Annotated in this window: 14 protein-coding genes and 1 tRNA gene; 6 read left to right on the top strand and 9 right to left on the bottom strand. The window is 49.9% G+C overall.

Features of this window, described 5'->3' with window-relative positions; all coding sequences use genetic code 11:
* Positions 1-4: 4 nt before the first annotated feature.
* The 4 genes from C5S61_RS02725 to C5S61_RS02740 form a co-directional block, all read right to left on the bottom strand.
* Positions 5-868 carry an urease accessory protein UreD gene (locus C5S61_RS02725; protein WP_110513585.1) on the bottom strand — a complete coding sequence of 288 codons (864 nt, stop codon included), beginning with the start codon at positions 866-868 and terminating at the stop codon, positions 5-7.
* Positions 868-1602 carry an urease accessory protein UreF gene (locus C5S61_RS02730; protein WP_110513586.1) on the bottom strand — a complete coding sequence of 245 codons (735 nt, stop codon included), beginning with the start codon at positions 1600-1602 and terminating at the stop codon, positions 868-870. Before C5S61_RS02730 ends, C5S61_RS02725 begins: the two co-directional genes overlap by 1 nt.
* 40 nt (positions 1603-1642) lie before the next feature.
* On the bottom strand, positions 1643-3421 hold the full coding sequence (locus C5S61_RS02735) for a serine/threonine protein kinase (protein WP_110513587.1): 1779 nt from the start codon (positions 3419-3421) through the stop codon (positions 1643-1645).
* A 173-nt stretch (positions 3422-3594) separates the two neighbouring features.
* Positions 3595-4224: an SIR2 family NAD-dependent protein deacylase gene (locus tag C5S61_RS02740; protein ID WP_205701349.1), complete on the bottom strand. Its 630-nt coding sequence runs from the start codon at positions 4222-4224 to the stop codon at positions 3595-3597.
* 109 nt (positions 4225-4333) lie between these two features.
* Here C5S61_RS02740 and C5S61_RS02745 point away from each other — a divergent pair, with 109 nt between their 5' ends.
* The 5 genes from C5S61_RS02745 to C5S61_RS02765 all read left to right on the top strand — a co-directional run bounded on the left by C5S61_RS02745 (position 4334) and on the right by C5S61_RS02765 (position 8685).
* Positions 4334-5074, top strand: coding sequence for a GNAT family N-acetyltransferase (locus C5S61_RS02745; protein WP_110513588.1), 741 nt, complete (start codon positions 4334-4336; stop codon positions 5072-5074).
* Positions 5075-5140: 66 nt separating this feature from the next.
* A complete protein-coding gene (locus C5S61_RS02750; RefSeq protein ID WP_110513589.1) occupies positions 5141-6001 on the top strand; it encodes an SDR family oxidoreductase in 861 nt (286 codons plus the stop codon).
* A 3-nt stretch (positions 6002-6004) separates the two neighbouring features.
* Positions 6005-6682, top strand: a complete 678-nt coding sequence (locus C5S61_RS02755) for a HEAT repeat domain-containing protein (protein WP_110513590.1) — start codon at positions 6005-6007, stop codon at positions 6680-6682.
* Positions 6679-7062: an HIT family protein gene (locus C5S61_RS02760; protein WP_110513591.1), complete on the top strand. Its 384-nt coding sequence runs from the start codon at positions 6679-6681 to the stop codon at positions 7060-7062. The genes C5S61_RS02755 and C5S61_RS02760 overlap by 4 nt, the downstream gene beginning before the upstream one ends.
* Positions 7063-7086: 24 nt before the next feature.
* The gene (locus C5S61_RS02765; protein WP_110513592.1) at positions 7087-8685 is read left to right on the top strand and encodes a hypothetical protein; all 1599 of its coding nucleotides are present in this window, start codon (positions 7087-7089) and stop codon (positions 8683-8685) included.
* A 51-nt stretch (positions 8686-8736) separates the two neighbouring features.
* Here the strand turns inward: C5S61_RS02765 and C5S61_RS02770 are convergent, their stop codons facing one another.
* The 4 genes from C5S61_RS02770 to C5S61_RS02785 all read right to left on the bottom strand — a co-directional run bounded on the left by C5S61_RS02770 (position 8737) and on the right by C5S61_RS02785 (position 11875).
* Positions 8737-8961 carry a helix-turn-helix transcriptional regulator gene (locus C5S61_RS02770; RefSeq protein WP_110513593.1) on the bottom strand — a complete coding sequence of 75 codons (225 nt, stop codon included), beginning with the start codon at positions 8959-8961 and terminating at the stop codon, positions 8737-8739.
* Positions 8958-9383, bottom strand: a complete 426-nt coding sequence (locus C5S61_RS02775; protein ID WP_110513594.1) for a hypothetical protein — start codon at positions 9381-9383, stop codon at positions 8958-8960. The genes C5S61_RS02770 and C5S61_RS02775 overlap by 4 nt, the downstream gene beginning before the upstream one ends.
* Positions 9384-9641: 258 nt before the next feature.
* Positions 9642-9717 (bottom strand) — tRNA-Ile (locus C5S61_RS02780).
* A 271-nt stretch (positions 9718-9988) separates the two neighbouring features.
* A complete protein-coding gene (locus C5S61_RS02785) occupies positions 9989-11875 on the bottom strand; it encodes a S9 family peptidase (RefSeq protein ID WP_110513595.1) in 1887 nt (628 codons plus the stop codon).
* 137 nt (positions 11876-12012) lie between these two features.
* Between C5S61_RS02785 and C5S61_RS02790 the strand changes: the two genes are divergently transcribed.
* Positions 12013-14595, top strand: coding sequence for a LuxR C-terminal-related transcriptional regulator (locus C5S61_RS02790; RefSeq protein WP_110513596.1), 2583 nt, complete (start codon positions 12013-12015; stop codon positions 14593-14595).
* Positions 14596-14733: 138 nt separating this feature from the next.
* Here C5S61_RS02790 and C5S61_RS02795 read toward each other — a convergent pair whose 3' ends face one another.
* Positions 14734-16062 (bottom strand): ABC transporter permease, encoded by a 1329-nt coding sequence (locus tag C5S61_RS02795; protein ID WP_110513597.1) that lies wholly within the window; start codon positions 16060-16062, stop codon positions 14734-14736.
* Position 16063 lies beyond the last annotated feature (1 nt).

Here is a 16063-nt window from a genome sequence, read left to right on the forward strand (position 1 = left end):
ATTCCTAATAAATTTTGCGCGGCAGATTTGGGCTTGTGCCATACAAGGCTTGTTTGGCAATGCGCCAATACTCAAACGCCGTCGCCAGCAAATCGCGGCTATTGGTGCTGAGACCGCGAATCATCAAGCCATGAGCAGCCAAACAACTCACGCCCCACAAGCAGCGCCCAAGCTTGGTTTGACTTGCAGCAAAGGCCATTAATGTTGCTTCGAGGGCTTTCCACTGGGCGGCATCCAGCCCAACCCGACAAATGTAGCCAGTGGCCAAATAGCTGTAGTTGCCAAAATACAATGGATTATTGAGTTGTTGCAGGCTTGGTTGCAAACGCATGCGATCAAGCAATAATGGCCGACCCAAGGCATAAATATCGCAATCCAAACGCAGCCGGCGATAAGCAAAGCGCTCGCCATACGCTTCGCGGCCAGGCGCAAGAAATTCCCACCAACATAACCCAGCATCATCCGCCAAATCGATGCGGGTCTGTTGCTGATACAAACTCTCAGCAAATGGAATCGTCGTATCTGGCCAATATTCCAACAAGCTATGTTCGGCCAAATTGGCCTGCACCGCTTGATACGCCACTTGCTCGCCATCGCTGCGATAGATTCGCGTCGAGCTGGTGGTTGTCAGTTGGACTTTGGTCGCTGCGGCTAAATTGATTGTAGTAGTCAGCTGATCGCCTGCCAACACGCCGCCAGCAACATTATGCAAATGCACAAAACTGGTGCCATCAGCCAGCCCAAAATCGCGCACAACCTGCAACGGTGGTCGATGTTCGCGCACCATCAAACGCGTGCGTTGCTGCTTGAGCGTAAAATCAAGCGCCAAATGGCCATGCATGCGCTCAAGGCGCGACGGTGATTGCATCAGCTAATAAACAGGCGTGTCCCCAACAAGGGGTGACGCATACTCGCACCATCTAAGCCAATGCTGCATGACGCGAGGTCGGCAAACGATGTGCTTGGGGTTTGAGCAACCACCGCTTGAATGCTTGGATGCAACTGCCACAGTAATTGCTGGGCTTGCACTTGGCCAAGCGGCAAAATTTTTTGGCAGGCCAAAATTAAACTTAATGTCATTTGTTGCAAAAGCGCCGCAAGCATGGCCTCGGCCTCAATTGCCAAACCAGCAGCAACCAAACCAAACACACAACTATGATGGGTTTCAATCTGCTGGGTTTGGGCCAAAGTGATAGCTTGCTGCCAACGTGGCAATGGCTCTAGTTGCAAGGCCAAACTTAACAAGCGTCGACCAAGCACAGCACTGGCGTGGCGGCTCTCGCGGGCTGGCTTGAAGGCAGCGGCCTGAGCATTCAAATCCAGCCAGGCTTGGCTAAATTCAGCAGCGCCCAATTGCCAAGCCTGATAGGCCAAATACGCTTCGAGTTGGCCGCTTTCGTGCACAAAGGCGCGCAGAAACTGGCCCAGCCCAGCCACGCCAAGTTGGCCCTCGGCCACCAACGACTCAACCCCATACGAATGGGCGGTTGTGCCAATCGGCAAGGCACTGTCTGCAAGTTGCAATAATTTGAGTTGGGCTAAAGCAGCATTCGACATCATTACGCCAGTATAGCCGAGCAGAAAATCGCCAAGCCTAGGCAAACTATCCAAATCCTATTCGAGCAGATTGCACAAGAATGCGCTAAAAAAAGTGTTGTAAAAAGCTTCCCAAAATACAGGACCCCAAAATAATTACAATTGGCAACACCAATAGGATAACTAACCAATAGTCAGAAAAGGTATTATTTAAGGCTTTAACAAAGTCTTTAATGTGTTTTAGGGTTAATCGCCAATAGGGCATCTGAATTGTTACAACAAACTCTTTGGCCAAGCCATTCGAGCTTGAAGCTTTCAATAAGGCCCGTAAATGACCACCAACGGTTTGTCCGCTAATATTTGCATATAAAGTTAACTGCTTTTTCTCGCGCGGATGCAGTGGCAATAGCACCGCTTTTCGATGTTTATCAGTCCGATCAAGCCAGATCCATGTTGTTGGTTCCAAACGCAGATAGATGTAGCGTTCACCGCTATTAGTAATCGTAATTTGTTTAGGAATCAATTCGTGAGTTATGCTTACACTGCCAAAATCAATTGGATTCGGGGTAATCAGCACATCGGCGTGATAGAGTTTCCCTTCAGTCAAACGCTCAATCATCAAATCCAGCGCCATGTCTATATCCGTTTGATAACTTTTGCGTAACTCGCGAACTTGATTGGCCAATTGGGCATTCAACAAACCTGTTTCGATCACCTCTGGTAAATTACCTTTGAGCCAATCGCTAGCAATCTTCCAATGATCATGACACCAACGGCCCAACTCAACTGGATTTTGAACAATTGAGCCATTAGGGGTTGTAATGCTAACAAACCGCTCATCAGGCTGCAAAACCTGCAAAATTGTTTGGCGAAAAACCTCTGCCGAGGGACGCTGCTCCGGTTCGTAGGCCATTGCTTGTTGAATTAACCGCTCAATTCGTGGGTCGACCGCAGGATTAAGCATTGATACCAACGGAAACTGGCCTTTTGTGCCATCCCGAATCCCTTCTATATCATGGGGCGTTAAAGGCGAATGATACCCAGTCAATAACACATGCAAGGTTGCGCCAAGTGCATAAATATCCGATTTCAGGGTTGCTTTACCCATAAGCTGTTCTGGCGGCGCAAAACCCATTGTTCCTGCAATCATCGAATGTTGCGCATTATCACTAACAACTTGTTGCAATTGTGGGTCGGCTTTGGATAAACCAAAATCAATCAGCCAAACCCGATTATCATCGCCAAGCAAAATATTTTCGGGCTTAATATCTCGATGAAACACATTTTGGCCATGCATATAAATCAACGCGCTGGCAATATCGGCCACATAATTGAGTGCTTGTTCGATTGATAATGAGCCAATTAAATGCTGTAACGAATTGCCTTTAATATATTTCATAATCAAACATGGTTCAGTTGCGATATATTCGTAAATTTCAGGAATATTGGAATGGCCTGGAGTAGTCAGGGCAGCCAGCAATTCGGCTTCGCGAATAAAGTTTTGCTCAGCTCGGCCTCGTTCAAATGTACTCCAATGCGGCTCTGAACGCATCCGTTTGATCACACAATCACGTTTTAGCTGGGTATCTTTGGCCAAAAACGTCTCACCAAACCCACCTTTGCCCAGAAATTTGGTAATCTGATAGCGCAGATTCTGCCCAATCAGATCGCCAGTTTCCCATGTGCTCGTCGAACGAGGTTGGCTTGACGAAACCGGATTCGGGCCGCTTACGCCCATCTGAAAGGTTGCAGTATGCGGACTTGGAGGGCTTGGATTAAATTCGAAGGTTAAACCATCAATTTTTGTGCCACATTGCGGGCAAAAATGCTGGCCAGCGATTAATTCAGTTTGGCAGTTTGAACAAACAGCAGCTGATTGATCCATCTGTCAAGCTCACAATTCAATTTCAAGGATTGTTAGGCAGCAACAGTATACTAGCTTATAAACAAGCCTTCAAGCTTGACTTATTAATCATTCCAGGTTGCAGCAACCAACGCTGGCAGTAGTTGCGCTGCTGGGCCACGTAAACGATGGCGTATCCTCAAGATTGAGATCGATCAAGCGGCACGATGCGCGCGGGCGGTCATGGGAAAGTTTGCTGCTGGCGCAACCAAGCCCGATGTGCCAATTGCCAAAAATACGTCACATTCTTGGCTGGCGAATTCTGCCGCCTGAAGTTTAGCCAAATCCAAACGTTCGCCAAACCAAACCACATCAGGGCGCAATGGCGCACCACAAACCAAGCAAAGCGGTAAGCTTGGGCTAGCCGGCCAGGCGGAAATGCCATGATCGCCAGCACTACAGCGCACCGTATCAATCGTGCCATGCAGCTCAAGCACGGTAGTTGAGCCAGCTCGTTGATGCAGGGCATCAATATTTTGGGTAATCAGCGTGACCTTGGGAATATGCTGCTCAAGTTGAGCTAAAGCCCGATGGCCTGCATTGGGTTGAACCGCCAAAATCTGTTGACGATGGGTGTGATACCACTCCCAGACTGCCTGCGGTTGCTGCAAATAGCCCGCCAAACTTGCCACTTGTTCAAGATCAAATGTGTTCCAAAGCCCAGTCAAACTATCACGAAAGGTTGGGATGCCGCTCTCAGCAGACATCCCTGCGCCAGTTAAAATCGTCAGCGAACGCGCAGCCCGCAAGGTTGCAACCACACCCTGATCAAAGAGTTCAGTCATAGATTCCCTCGTTAGGCCGATCAATAGCCAATGCGCCTAGTATAAGATGCAATTTGGGCCTGTGGAATAGGCTATTTCAAGCGTTCGCGCAATTATTGTGGAGCAGAACATGCAGCTTAATCAAGCCTTGGAGATTTTCACGCAGGGCGAAATTGGCATTCCCAGTGCTGAAAATCGCTCAAGACGCCAGCAATTGAATGGTCTAACGATGCTACATAGTGATGATGTTTGGAATCAGCAGCGCCAAATTGCTGATGAACTTCTGGTGCAAACCCATGCGCCTGCTGAGGTATTGGCAACGCTTGCAGCCTACCAGCCAAGCGCCGATCATCGGATTACCCTGATTGATCGGCCAGCAAGCGAGCATGCTGCCTACCACGCCGCAGGCTATCGCCATAGCGCAACTGAAGTTCTGCTTATACGCTCGCTCAACGATGTGCCAGCGACTGATCTCCGCTATGCTGTGGCCCAAGCTACAACCAGCGCCGATATGGAATGGCTCAACAGCCACGATCCTGCCAAGCGAGCTTGGATCACTGCGACCCGCCTGCATGAGCCACGGCTACGGCATAGTTTTATTCGGCTCGATCAGCAGGTGGTGGCGCGAGTACGGGTTTGTCAGGTTGATTCAGCGCATAGCTATGTGACAAATTTATACACCGCCCCCGACTATCGGCGGCGCGGCATTGCTCAGTCGCTAATGATCGCCAGCTTGCAGCAAGCAGCAGCTCATGGCGAACGCTGGAGCGTGCTCATAGCCTCCGAGGCTGGGCTGCCACTCTACCAAAAATTGGGCTATCAGCAACAGGCAACACTCACGGTTTTTGCACCAGCAGAATCAAACGCTTAAACCAACCAATGGGAATACTTGCAAGCTCGGCTACAATAGGATTGTTATTTTAGCAATGGTAGGGCAATGAGTCGCTTGTTAATTACCGGAGCATCGGGCTATCTCGGCCAGCGTGTTGCTTATTTTGCTCAGCAGACAACAATCTGGAATAACATCTATAGCCAAAGTTGGCGCAACCCAGCGCTAGCAGGCGAGCATGTGGCCTGCGATTTGGCTTATCAAGCGCAGCTTCAAACGCTGCTTGAACGTATTCAGCCAACTGCAATTATTCATACAGCGGCGGTTACGCCAGCCATGGGCCTAGCCATGACCAACGAGGCCTTGTGGGCAGTTAATGTACAAGCCACCGCCACGCTGGCAGCTTGGGCGGCTCAGCATCAGGCGCGCTTGGTGCATGTTTCATCGGATGCAGTTTGGGGTGGGCGCGATGCGGCCTATACTGAAAGCGATGTGCCGGCTCCCATTCATCCGTATGGCGCATCGAAGGCGGCAGGCGAGGCGCTGGTAGCAGCATTAAACCCTGCGGCTGCGATTGCCCGCACCTCGCTGTTGTATGGCCAAAACCCGCTTGACCCCAATACCAGCATGGCCTTGGCGATGTTGCGCGGCGAGCGTGATGGCGTATTATTTACCGACGAAATGCGTTGCCCAGTCTTTGTTGAAGATGTGGCCCAAGCCTTGCTTGAACTTGCGCAAAAACCAAGGCTTTATGGTATATTTCACCTTGTAGGCCCACAAATTCTCAGTCGATTTGAGCTTGGCCAAGCCTTGCTCGCGTGGAATGGCATTGATTCCACAGGTTTGCCCGCTGGCACCACAACTGCCAGTGGTTTACGTCGCCCATCGCGGGTTGTCGTCGATAATCGCGCAACTCAATCGCAACTTAGCACTATTCTTCGAAGCATTGATGATGTCACAAGGAGGTGACGCATGGAGCGCACACCTGAATCGATCGTTCAATTAGTCGCCGATTTGCAACACACCGATGAGTTTGTGCGTTCGCAGGCGGCCTTTACCCTTGGTTTATTTGGCGAACCAGCCGTGCCCTTTTTGATTCCACTGTTGCGCTCGCCACAGCGCGAAATTCGCATGCGCGCCGCATGGACGCTGGGCGTAATCGGTGCTGCCGCCGTGCCAGCCTTGCTCGATCTGATGGAGCAAAAAAACCGCCAATTGCGCATCGAGGCCATTCGCATTTTAGGCGTAATTGGCCAAGCCCGAGTGTTCAATCATTTATTGATTGCATTAACGGATTTCGACCCCGAAATTGCCGCCCGAGCCGCCCGCTCGCTGGGTAAAATTGGCGATCCACGGGCGTTTCATGCCTTGGTGCTGGCCTTGCGCCACGCAGATAGCGATGTGCGCTACGAAGCTGCCGTCGCCTTGGCCGCGCTTCACGTGCCCGATGCAATCAACCATCTACAAGAAGCGTTGCTCCACGAAGATCCACGGGTCGAAACAACCTGGGGTACGTCGGTACGCGAGGGCATGGTTCGCGCCTTGGAAGAAGCAGAAAAACCTCACGATCATAGCCTAATCGAAGCATTAATGCGGCTTGGCGATATGCTGAAATCAAACGAAGAAGAAGCGGATGAGGAAACGCCATGAATGCTTGCCCATTTTGCGATCCCGCTACCCTCGAAATCGAAACCATGCTCGAAAATCACTTTTGCCGCTTTCTGCAACAGCCCGCTAAAGTCCTTGCTGGTTCGGGCGTGATTATTCCCAAACGCCATTGCGAAACCCGCCACGAAATGAATCTCGATGAATGGGATGCGATGCAAGACATGCTCAACCTCGTCAAAATTTTCATCAATATTAGCCATAAACCACTTGGCTATACAATTGGCTGGAATTGCGGCGAGGTTACTGGCTTGGTCATTCAGCACGTTCATATGCACATTATTCCACGTCTCACCAATGAGCCAATTAATGGCGCTGTCCACTTCAACCTCAAACCAACTACGACCAACCGTTTCGACAATTAACAACCAACAACGTCAGGAGGTTGTATGTCTAGGCATGCCTTGCGGCGATTCGCGCTCGTTTGCTTGCTATTGGGATCGGTTTCAAGTCTTGGGGCCAATTATTTGCCGCCAAGCAGCACCTATTTGCCAGTTGTGATGGGCAATTCCGAGTTTACGGCAAACACGTTTGTACCAAGTTATTCAGCACTTTTTCAATTTGGGCTAAACCCTGGCTACTATGGCAACGGCTGGGACGACCAGAAAATTTATGCCATTGGCGCTGATGCTGGCGCGCACAGTGCTCGTGCTTCGCTGCCCGATAGTTTTATTGGTCAATGGGGTGCGGCCATTCGGGTTCCCGTTTTCGAGTATATTTCCACAACGCTCAATTTTCGCGAAAACACGGTCTTTTTAGGCGAACCACGCGCTGCTTGGCGCGATACCGCCAGCTATTTCAGCACCAATGGCACGCCAGTGCAAAGCAAGCTTTGGCAAGGAATGTACGAGCCAATTTGGGATAATGGCGAGAATGGCACACCAGTAAACGATACAAATAAATTTGCAGTCTATGTGTGGCAAATTGCGAGCACCTACGGCAAATATATGCGCTTTTATGAAATTATCAACGAGCCAGATTATACTGGTAGCGCCAGAGCCTATGCTAACCCCGGGGCAAGTGGTGGCAGTTGGTGGGATAGTGCACCAACGCCGAATGAATTACCAAACCTGAACGCACCAATTTATAATTACATTCGTTTATTGCGCATTGCCTACACCGTGATCAAAAAAACTGATCCTGATAGCTATGTGGCTCCAGGTGGCATCGGCTATGCCTCATTTTTGGATGCATTGCTGCGTTATAGCGATAATCCTGATGCTGGCAAAGTTACCAGCCAATATCCATTAACTGGTGGAGCCTATTTTGATGCCCTGAGCTATCATATTTATCCGCAATATGGTGGCTCATATTGGGATAATAATGCAGGTGGCTTTGTCTATGTGCGACATAGCGACCGCATGAGCCAAGTATTCCAAGATCAATATCATGGAATGAACCAAACCTTGGTTAATCGTAACTATAATGGCACAACTTTTCCTCGCAAACCAAGCATCATCACCGAAACGAATGTTTCGCGCAAAGCCTTCAATAATTATGCTGGCGGCGAAGAAATTCAGCGCAATTATCTGATTAAGGCGATTGTCAAAGGCCAGCAGCTTGGTATTTTGCAAATCTATTGGTTTGCAACTGGTGAGGGAGCGGATTATGCAACCGCCCAAGATGAATATCAATTAATGGGTTTTTACGAAAATCTCAAACGTGATGCGCCAAATAATCAAATTATGACAAGTGAAGGCATTGCTAATCGCACAACCTATCAGCAATTATATGGTTGGCGCTACGATGCAGCAGCCACTACAGCGCTCAATTTGCCCAATACCATCGATGGGACTGCCTTTCGCAAAAACAACCAACTGCGCTATGTGCTTTGGGCCAAAACAACACTTGATCGCAACGAAACCGCTAGCGCAAGCATAAACCTAAGCGGAAGCTACAGCAAAGTAACGTGGAATGGCACAAGCAGCACAATTAGCGGCAATAATATTCAACTTACTGGCGCGCCAATTTTCTTAACCCCACAGTAATACAAAAAATGCAGCACCCTTGCTCGAAAATTGAGGGTGCTGCAGCTTCAATTAATCAGCCTGTTCGTCAACTTCCCACTGAAAAACCTCTTCCAAGGGAACTCTGAACACATAGGCAATGCGAAAAGCCGCCTCAAGCGATGGTGAATATTTGCCAGCCTCAATGGCGGCAATTGTTTGGCGAGTTACGCCGATATACTGGCCAAGCTCGGCCTGCGACATCTCGCCATGCTGAAAGCGCAATACACGAATGCGATTGACAAGCGTTGCTTTCATGCCCGCTGCCAGCGATAGCTCAGCACAACAATGCTGCCACACACAACCTCTGCAAGAACGATCATCAACAAAGCACTATTGACCAAGGTCCAACCGCTTTGATTGAACGGCATAATCATACCCACGATCAGCATGCCCGCCATCAACACATAGTAAGCAGCCGTGATTGAACGCTGAGAAATTGCCCGATCACGTTCATCAGGCGGCATACGATCGGCCTTGGGCGAATTGTAGCGCAAATACAGATAGCCACATCCAAGAATGAGCATGCGAACCACGCTGGCGACACCAAACAAGCCGAGTTGGCTCAAATTGGGCAATGTATTATCGGGAGGCCAAAGCAAGGTCATTGCAAAATAAGGGCCAAACGCCACAGCCAGCCCAATCAACGAGAGCCACGCAGTTTTTTCACGATACGCCATCGAACACTCCTCCAAGCTAGTTCAATTAGTTTATGTTAAAAATACTATACATCATGTAAGTTATCTTTGTCAATATGTATAGAAAATATAACATCAAAACTCACAATCTAAATACCTTTCGCCCGCGTTCAGGGGAAGATTGGCAAGGAGTGATCGAATAATTCACGTCTTTACAAGTAAAGCTGTATTCTATTGTTAGGAATATAATTTTTATCGTGTGGGATTGTAGGTTTGGGGGTTTGGTGAGCGAGGGGTTGATGGTGGGCCATGAGGGATTCGAACCCCCAACCAAGCGGGTATGAGCCGCGTGCTCTAACCGTTGAGCTAATGGCCCTTCTCACCGGAGTGTATAGTACCATATTTTTCAAATAATGGTGCAGCAGTCTCTGCTCATTAACCAATATGAGGCATGGGTTTGAACATGCCCTCACCCCCCAACCCCCTCTCCCACTAGATGCGGGCGAGGGGGAGCCGACCGTTTTTCGCCAAGGAATTGTGCAAGAACCACAGCGTTAAAGCCCCTCGCCCGTTGGACGGGAGAGGGGTTGGGGTGAGGGCATGCTAGTCATTGGTCATACTGCAATCCTGAATCCTGATCCCTACTTCTAAAGATATTGGCTAAAGAAGTCGGTGATGCGGTTGTAGCAGGTCACTTTGTTGGCATATTTCAGCACATCGTGGCCTTCATCGCTAAACAACAGATAATCGACGTTTTTGCCCAAGGCTTGCAACTCGTGCACAACCTCGCGTGATTCTTGCTCGATCACCCGTGGATCGTTGGCTCCTTGGGTTACCAACAAGGGGCAGGCCAAATTGTGAATGTAGGTTTTTGGCGAGCGCTCAACCAAGAAATCCGCTTCGGTCACAGGGTCGCCAACTTGGGTCGCCATATAGGCTTTCCAGGTTTCGGGCACGCGGGCCGAGAAGGTGTGCAAATCATACGGCCCAAACATATCGATGCCAGCTTTCCAAAGCTCAGGGTGTCGGCCAACCAAGGTTAAGGTCATAAAGCCACCATACGAACGGCCCATCACCCCAGCGCGTTTGGTATCGATCAAGGGATCGTTGCTCAGCACGTTGGTCATGGCATGCACATGATCAAGCCGATCTTGGCCACCCCAATCGTGGGTAACTTGATTCATATAATTAAAGCCATAGCCGCTGCTGCCGCGCACATTAGGCACAAATACCGCGAAACCTTTCAAGGCCAAAAATTGAATCAACGGCATCGAGAACCAAGCAAAATCAGGCCGTTCTTGGCCTTGCGGGCCGCCATGAATGTAATAGACCAATGGGCGCGGGCCTTCGTAGCCCAAGGCAGGAGCTGGGCGATATAGTCGCGCTGAAATTCGCAAGCCATCGTGCGAGTTGAATGAGGCATCTTCGCCAGCTGATAAATGCTCGACTGGAATGCCCAAAACGCGTTCGTTGGTATGTTGTTGCAACTCTTGGTTGGGCTTGATCGTGAAAAGTTGGGTTGGGGCGATGGCGGTCGAGAACGAAAGCGCAAAGCTATCGCTGTCTGAATCATAGGCAATTGATTCCAAAACGCCATTGTCGAGCGGCGCTTGACCACACAATACTTTGCTAACCAGCATGCGCTTGTTTTCGAGATCAAGTTCAGCTTCGTAGCACCATGAACAGCCATCGATGTTGTAACCAATCAAATAGCGCTGCTCGCTAAGCTTGGTCAAACGATCAAACTCACCTTGGCCAGTATGCACCAAACCCTCAATCGACACAGCATCTAAGCTTTGCGAGCCATCAAGCCGCAACAAGGCCAAACTGTAGCAATCATCAAATAAACTGGTGCTAAACAAGGCATAATCATCGTTGACCCATTCGGCAAAACCCATGCCATTTGGCTCGATTGGGGTTGTGCGCTGTTCCATAGGCGTGCCAAAAATAACGCTGCGATCGGTGCTACCCAGCTGTTGGCGATAAACCACTGTATCGCCAATGCCATAGGCATCGACGGTCAAAATTGTTTGCTGATCGGGTGAGGAAGTGGCATAGAACGGGCCTTCAGCGGCAGTAGCGAGTAAGGTTGCGCTATTCTCAAGTACATTAATTTGATAGCCGCTAAATTCAGGCCGCGTGCGTGAGCTAGCCGTCAAATAGCCAATCCCCGTTTTGAGATCGATTTTGGCAAGGTTGGTTTGCATGCCAGCAAATTGATCGCCGAAAATCAACTCAGGGAAGCCACCAGTTAGGGGAATACGCATTGGCTGATAATTTTCGTCACCATCCTGATCAATCATAACCACAATTTGATTATATTCGGCCAGCACCACGAACGATTTACCATCCATGTGATGCGGCGTTTGCAAGGCAATATTTGGCGGCAACAGTGGCTCGGGCACGCTGCCAGCAAGCAGCATGCGATACAAACTCAAGCGACCATTCAAATCGCTAATAAAATACAGATAGTCGCCCGAGCGTTGGGGCACAACAAATTGACGGGCGGCAAGCAAGGCTTCGATGCGCGACATTTCTTTTCACTCCTTGGTAACAGCAAGTTTGACGCTATTGTAGATAAATCACAGCGATCAAGCTTCATTCAAAAGGTGTAGCCACAAGGTGTAGTTGGCTATGGTAGACTGAAGGACACGTGTTGAGGGATTTTCACATGCTCCAACTTATTCAAACCAAATTAGTTGTCCCGCCACCGCGTGAACGAGTCGTCAAGCGTTCGCGGTTGTATCAACGGCTTGACAATGGGCGCAAACAACGGCTTACGTTAATCAGCGCGCCAGCGGGCTTTGGCAAAACGACCTTAGTCAGCGCCTGGCTGCACGCCAACAATCAGTCGCACAACGTTTGGCTCACCCTCAATAATCACGATAACGATCCATTACGCTTTGCCCAATATTTGCAACGTGGTTTTCAGGCTCAATTGGCGCAATTCAATGGGCAATGGCTCGAAATGATGGGCCATCAGGTCGTAATTAATCTGATTACGACGCTGATCAACCAGCTGCACGAGCAAAGCGAGCAATGGGTGTTGGTGTTGGATGATTATCAAATGATCGATCATCCTGTGATTCATGATGCCATCAGCACCTTGATTGAGCATTGCCCGCCGCAATTGCATATTTTATTGACGTGTCGCCAACAGCCAAGCTTGCCTCTCGCCCGTTGGCGCGCCCGTAATTGGCTGACCACGCTTGGCGTAAACGATCTACGCTTCACCGATAACGAAGGCGGCGAATTTTTGCGCGATGTGATGCATATGCGGCTCAATCAGCACCTCGAAAGCCAAGTGTTGCAACAAAGCGCTGGCTGGATTGCAGGATTACAACTTGCAGCCTTAGCCTTATCTGAAGCCCCCAGCCCCGAACAAGGCTTGCGGGCGCTCAACTCAGGTCAGGCCAGCGATATTAGCATCTATTTGTTGGAAGAAGTGTTTCAGCAACAACCAACGCCAATTCAGCAAACCTTGTTGGCCTTGGCTCCGCTAGAGCGCTTTAATCGTTCGCTGGCGGAGTTTATTCAGCACGCATTAGCACTGGGTCCAAGCCAACTTGAGCAGATTGTCGAGCGCCAATTGTTTATTGGGGCGCTTGATCAAGAGTGGTGGCAACTACACCCTCTATTTCGCGATTTTCTGCTGCAACACGCCAGCTTGGTTGAGCCAACGTTGCGCAATAATGTTTTAGCGCTGGCAGCTCAGTGGTGTAGCGAGCAGCATTATATTCACGATGCGATGAGTTATGCGTTGCAAGCCCAAGCCCATCAATTGGCAGCCAACATTCTTGCGCCTTGGGTTGGCCAATTTGTGCGCGAAGCAGCATTTTATACCTTGCGGCCATGGCTTGATCAGCTGCCAACCAATGTGATTTGGAATGAGCCGCGTTTGTGTATTGCCCAAATGTGGATTTTGATCACGCTGCGCAATGGCGAAGGCGTTCAAGGCTATATCGAACGAATTAGCCAATTGGTCGATAGCAGCGAGCCAAATCCGTTGGCGGCGGAAGCCTTGGCTTTGGGAGCATTAGCCGCCACAATCACCTCGAAATTAGAGCAAGCAACCCTGTGGGGCGAACAAGCCAAACGGCTCAATACCAGCAACGATCCGGTGATTCAAGGCGTAATGACCTTTTGTTTGGCGGTTGTCGCCCATTTTCAAGGCGATGTTGAGCAGGCCGAAGTGTTCTATCAACAAACCGAAACCTTGGGCCAAACGATCAACAGTCGCTTTTTATCAACCGTTGGCGCGGTCAATCGGGCTGGTTTGTTGGCCGATTTAGGCCATTTTAATCGCGCTGAACAGCTTTGTCTGAGCTTGATCGAACAAACGCAAGCCTTGCCAGCGCCACGCCCATTTATGGCTGGCATGCATTGGATGTTGGCCCGCATTTATCACCAGCGCAATCAATTGCCCGAAGCTATGGCTGCAACCGAACAAAGCCTTACCAGCAGCAAAGCCATGGATAATCGCTATATGTGGTGCGTTGCCCAAGCTCAGCGCGTAGCAATTTTGCAATCGCTCAACGATTATCCCCAAGCCTTGCAAGCGCTCCAGCAGCTTGAGGAGCAAGCAATCGACCAAGAGAGCGAAAAAATACGGCTAATTATTCAACAAACCCGCTGCCTAATTGCGATCGAACAACACGATTTGAGCCAAGCAACCCAATGGCTAGCCTTGATCAACACCAATCCAGATGAATTAAACAATCCGGTTAATCAATGGCTTGGTGGTTTGTTAGCCTTGCGCCAAGGCGCATTTGAGCAGGCAACCGAGCTGCTTGATAAAGCTTTGGCAACCGCCGAACGGATTCATTATGTGCCATTGTTGATTAGCGTTCATGCCACCATCGCCATGGTTTTAGCCCGCCAAGGCAAGTTGCCCAAAGCCATCGCTCAATTGCAGCACGCATTAACAATCGCCGAGCCAGAATCGATTATTCAACCATTGCTTGATTTACATGCTGGGTTGATACCTTTGTTGCAACAAGTGCCAAGCAGCCCGTTGGTTGTTCGCTTGCTGCATCATAATCGCCTTGATACCGATGATTTGGCGATAACGCCGCGTGAGCACGAGATTTTGCGCTATTTGGCTGCTGGTTTGGGCAATCGAGCGATTGCTGAAGCCTTAGTGATTGCAGAAAGCACGCTCAAACGCCATATTAGCAATTTGTATCTCAAGCTCGATGTGCACAATCGCACAGCAGCAATCGTAAAAGCCCGCGAACAAGGGCTGATTGATTGATTCCCTCACCCCCCAGCCCCCTCTCCCACTGAACGCGGGCGAGGGGGAGTCGACCTTTTTTCACTACACATTGCAAGAGAACCATCAGTTATAGCCCCTCACCCTTCGTCCATTGAGCGGGCAAAGGGTGAGGGAAATTTATTCGTGGCGCAAGGCATCGATTGGATTGAGTTTTGCAGCGCGTTGGGCTGGGTAGATTCCAAAAAACAGGCCAACGCCGAGCGAGAAGCCAATCGCCACGCCCACAGTTTGCAAATCAATCGGCGCATCGAGCACGCCAAGTTGGGTTACCACAATCGGAATAATGCTGCCAAGCATCAGCCCAATCATACCGCCCGTCATACTCAAAACTGCGGCCTCAACCACAAATTGCATCAAAATATGATGGCTGCGTGCGCCCACAGCTTTGCGCAAGCCAATTTCACGGGTGCGCTCGGTCACACTCACCAACATAATATTCATAATTCCAATCCCACCAACAAGCAGCGAAATGCCAGCAACTGCCGCCAAAAACAGGGTCATCATCGAGGTAATCGTGTTGAGCGTGCCCAAAATTTCAGCTTGGTTGATCACATTAAAATCATCAGCGCTGCCATCGAGTTTAAGGTGATGGCGCTCACGCAGCAGCATGCTCACCCGCGATTGCAAAGCATCAAGATCGCTGGCATTAATCGCTGAAAGCGTAATCGAACCAACCCGATAGCCGTTGCCATCAGGTGTGCGCGCATTGAACAAGCGTTTTTGGGCCGTGGTAATGGGAATATAAGCGCGATCATCTTCCGAGCCAAACGCGCTACCACCTTGCGGCGTGAGCACACCAACGACCCGCAAAGTTTGGTTATTAATCCGCACGGTTTGGCCCAAGGCTTGACCATTACCAAATAAATCTTTGGCTAGGGTTGCGCCCAGCACAATCACCGTATTTGCGCCTTGCAAATGCTCATCGCTAATAAAACTACCTTGCTGCATGGTCAAATTATTAACCACTTGAAATGCTGGCGTAATGCCAATAATCTGGGCATTTTTATCAGCAGATTTGGCTACGATTTGAGCACTTGAATTCAGCTGCGGAGCTACGCCGATGACTGGCAATTGCAAAGCTTCAATCGCCTTGGCATCATCCATGGTTAGGTTTTGGGCGGCGGTTGCATTGCCAGGCCCACGGTTTTGCGAGCCAGCAGAAATTGTCAGAATATTGGTGCCAATCGCCTCAATTTCGCCAGTAATCGAAGCGCTCGCGCCATTGCCCAGCGCCAACAGCGAAACTACCGAAGCCACGCCAATAATCACGCCCAACATTGTCAACAACGAGCGCACTTTATTCGCCAGCAAGCTGCCAAACGAAATTCGCACAACCTCCCAGAGGCTGCCAAAGCCGCTCGAACTGGCAGTAATCGGCTGAAACAAAATGCTATCGGCGGCAACAGGAGCCGGTTCAGGTGCAGCATGCACATCAAGCGTTGTCATC

Source organism: Herpetosiphon llansteffanensis (assembly GCF_003205875.1).
Lineage (GTDB): Bacteria > Chloroflexota > Chloroflexia > Chloroflexales > Herpetosiphonaceae > Herpetosiphon > Herpetosiphon llansteffanensis.

What these genes read in the sequence shown, in the direction of transcription:
- C5S61_RS02725 (WP_110513585.1), bottom strand. Translation starts at nt 868, where the DNA reads ATGCAATCACCGTCGCGCCTTGAGCGCATGCATGGCCATTTGGCGCTT.
- C5S61_RS02735 (WP_110513587.1), bottom strand. Translation starts at nt 3,421, where the DNA reads ATGGATCAATCAGCTGCTGTTTGTTCAAACTGCCAAACTGAATTAATC.
- C5S61_RS02740 (WP_205701349.1), bottom strand. Translation starts at nt 4,224, where the DNA reads ATGACTGAACTCTTTGATCAGGGTGTGGTTGCAACCTTGCGGGCTGCG.
- C5S61_RS02745 (WP_110513588.1), top strand. Translation starts at nt 4,334, where the DNA reads ATGCAGCTTAATCAAGCCTTGGAGATTTTCACGCAGGGCGAAATTGGC.
- C5S61_RS02750 (WP_110513589.1), top strand. Translation starts at nt 5,141, where the DNA reads ATGAGTCGCTTGTTAATTACCGGAGCATCGGGCTATCTCGGCCAGCGT.
- C5S61_RS02755 (WP_110513590.1), top strand. Translation starts at nt 6,005, where the DNA reads ATGGAGCGCACACCTGAATCGATCGTTCAATTAGTCGCCGATTTGCAA.
- C5S61_RS02760 (WP_110513591.1), top strand. Translation starts at nt 6,679, where the DNA reads ATGAATGCTTGCCCATTTTGCGATCCCGCTACCCTCGAAATCGAAACC.
- C5S61_RS02765 (WP_110513592.1), top strand. Translation starts at nt 7,087, where the DNA reads ATGTCTAGGCATGCCTTGCGGCGATTCGCGCTCGTTTGCTTGCTATTG.
- C5S61_RS02770 (WP_110513593.1), bottom strand. Translation starts at nt 8,961, where the DNA reads ATGAAAGCAACGCTTGTCAATCGCATTCGTGTATTGCGCTTTCAGCAT.
- C5S61_RS02775 (WP_110513594.1), bottom strand. Translation starts at nt 9,383, where the DNA reads ATGGCGTATCGTGAAAAAACTGCGTGGCTCTCGTTGATTGGGCTGGCT.
- C5S61_RS02785 (WP_110513595.1), bottom strand. Translation starts at nt 11,875, where the DNA reads ATGTCGCGCATCGAAGCCTTGCTTGCCGCCCGTCAATTTGTTGTGCCC.
- C5S61_RS02790 (WP_110513596.1), top strand. Translation starts at nt 12,013, where the DNA reads ATGCTCCAACTTATTCAAACCAAATTAGTTGTCCCGCCACCGCGTGAA.
- C5S61_RS02795 (WP_110513597.1), bottom strand. Translation starts at nt 16,062, where the DNA reads ATGACAACGCTTGATGTGCATGCTGCACCTGAACCGGCTCCTGTTGCC.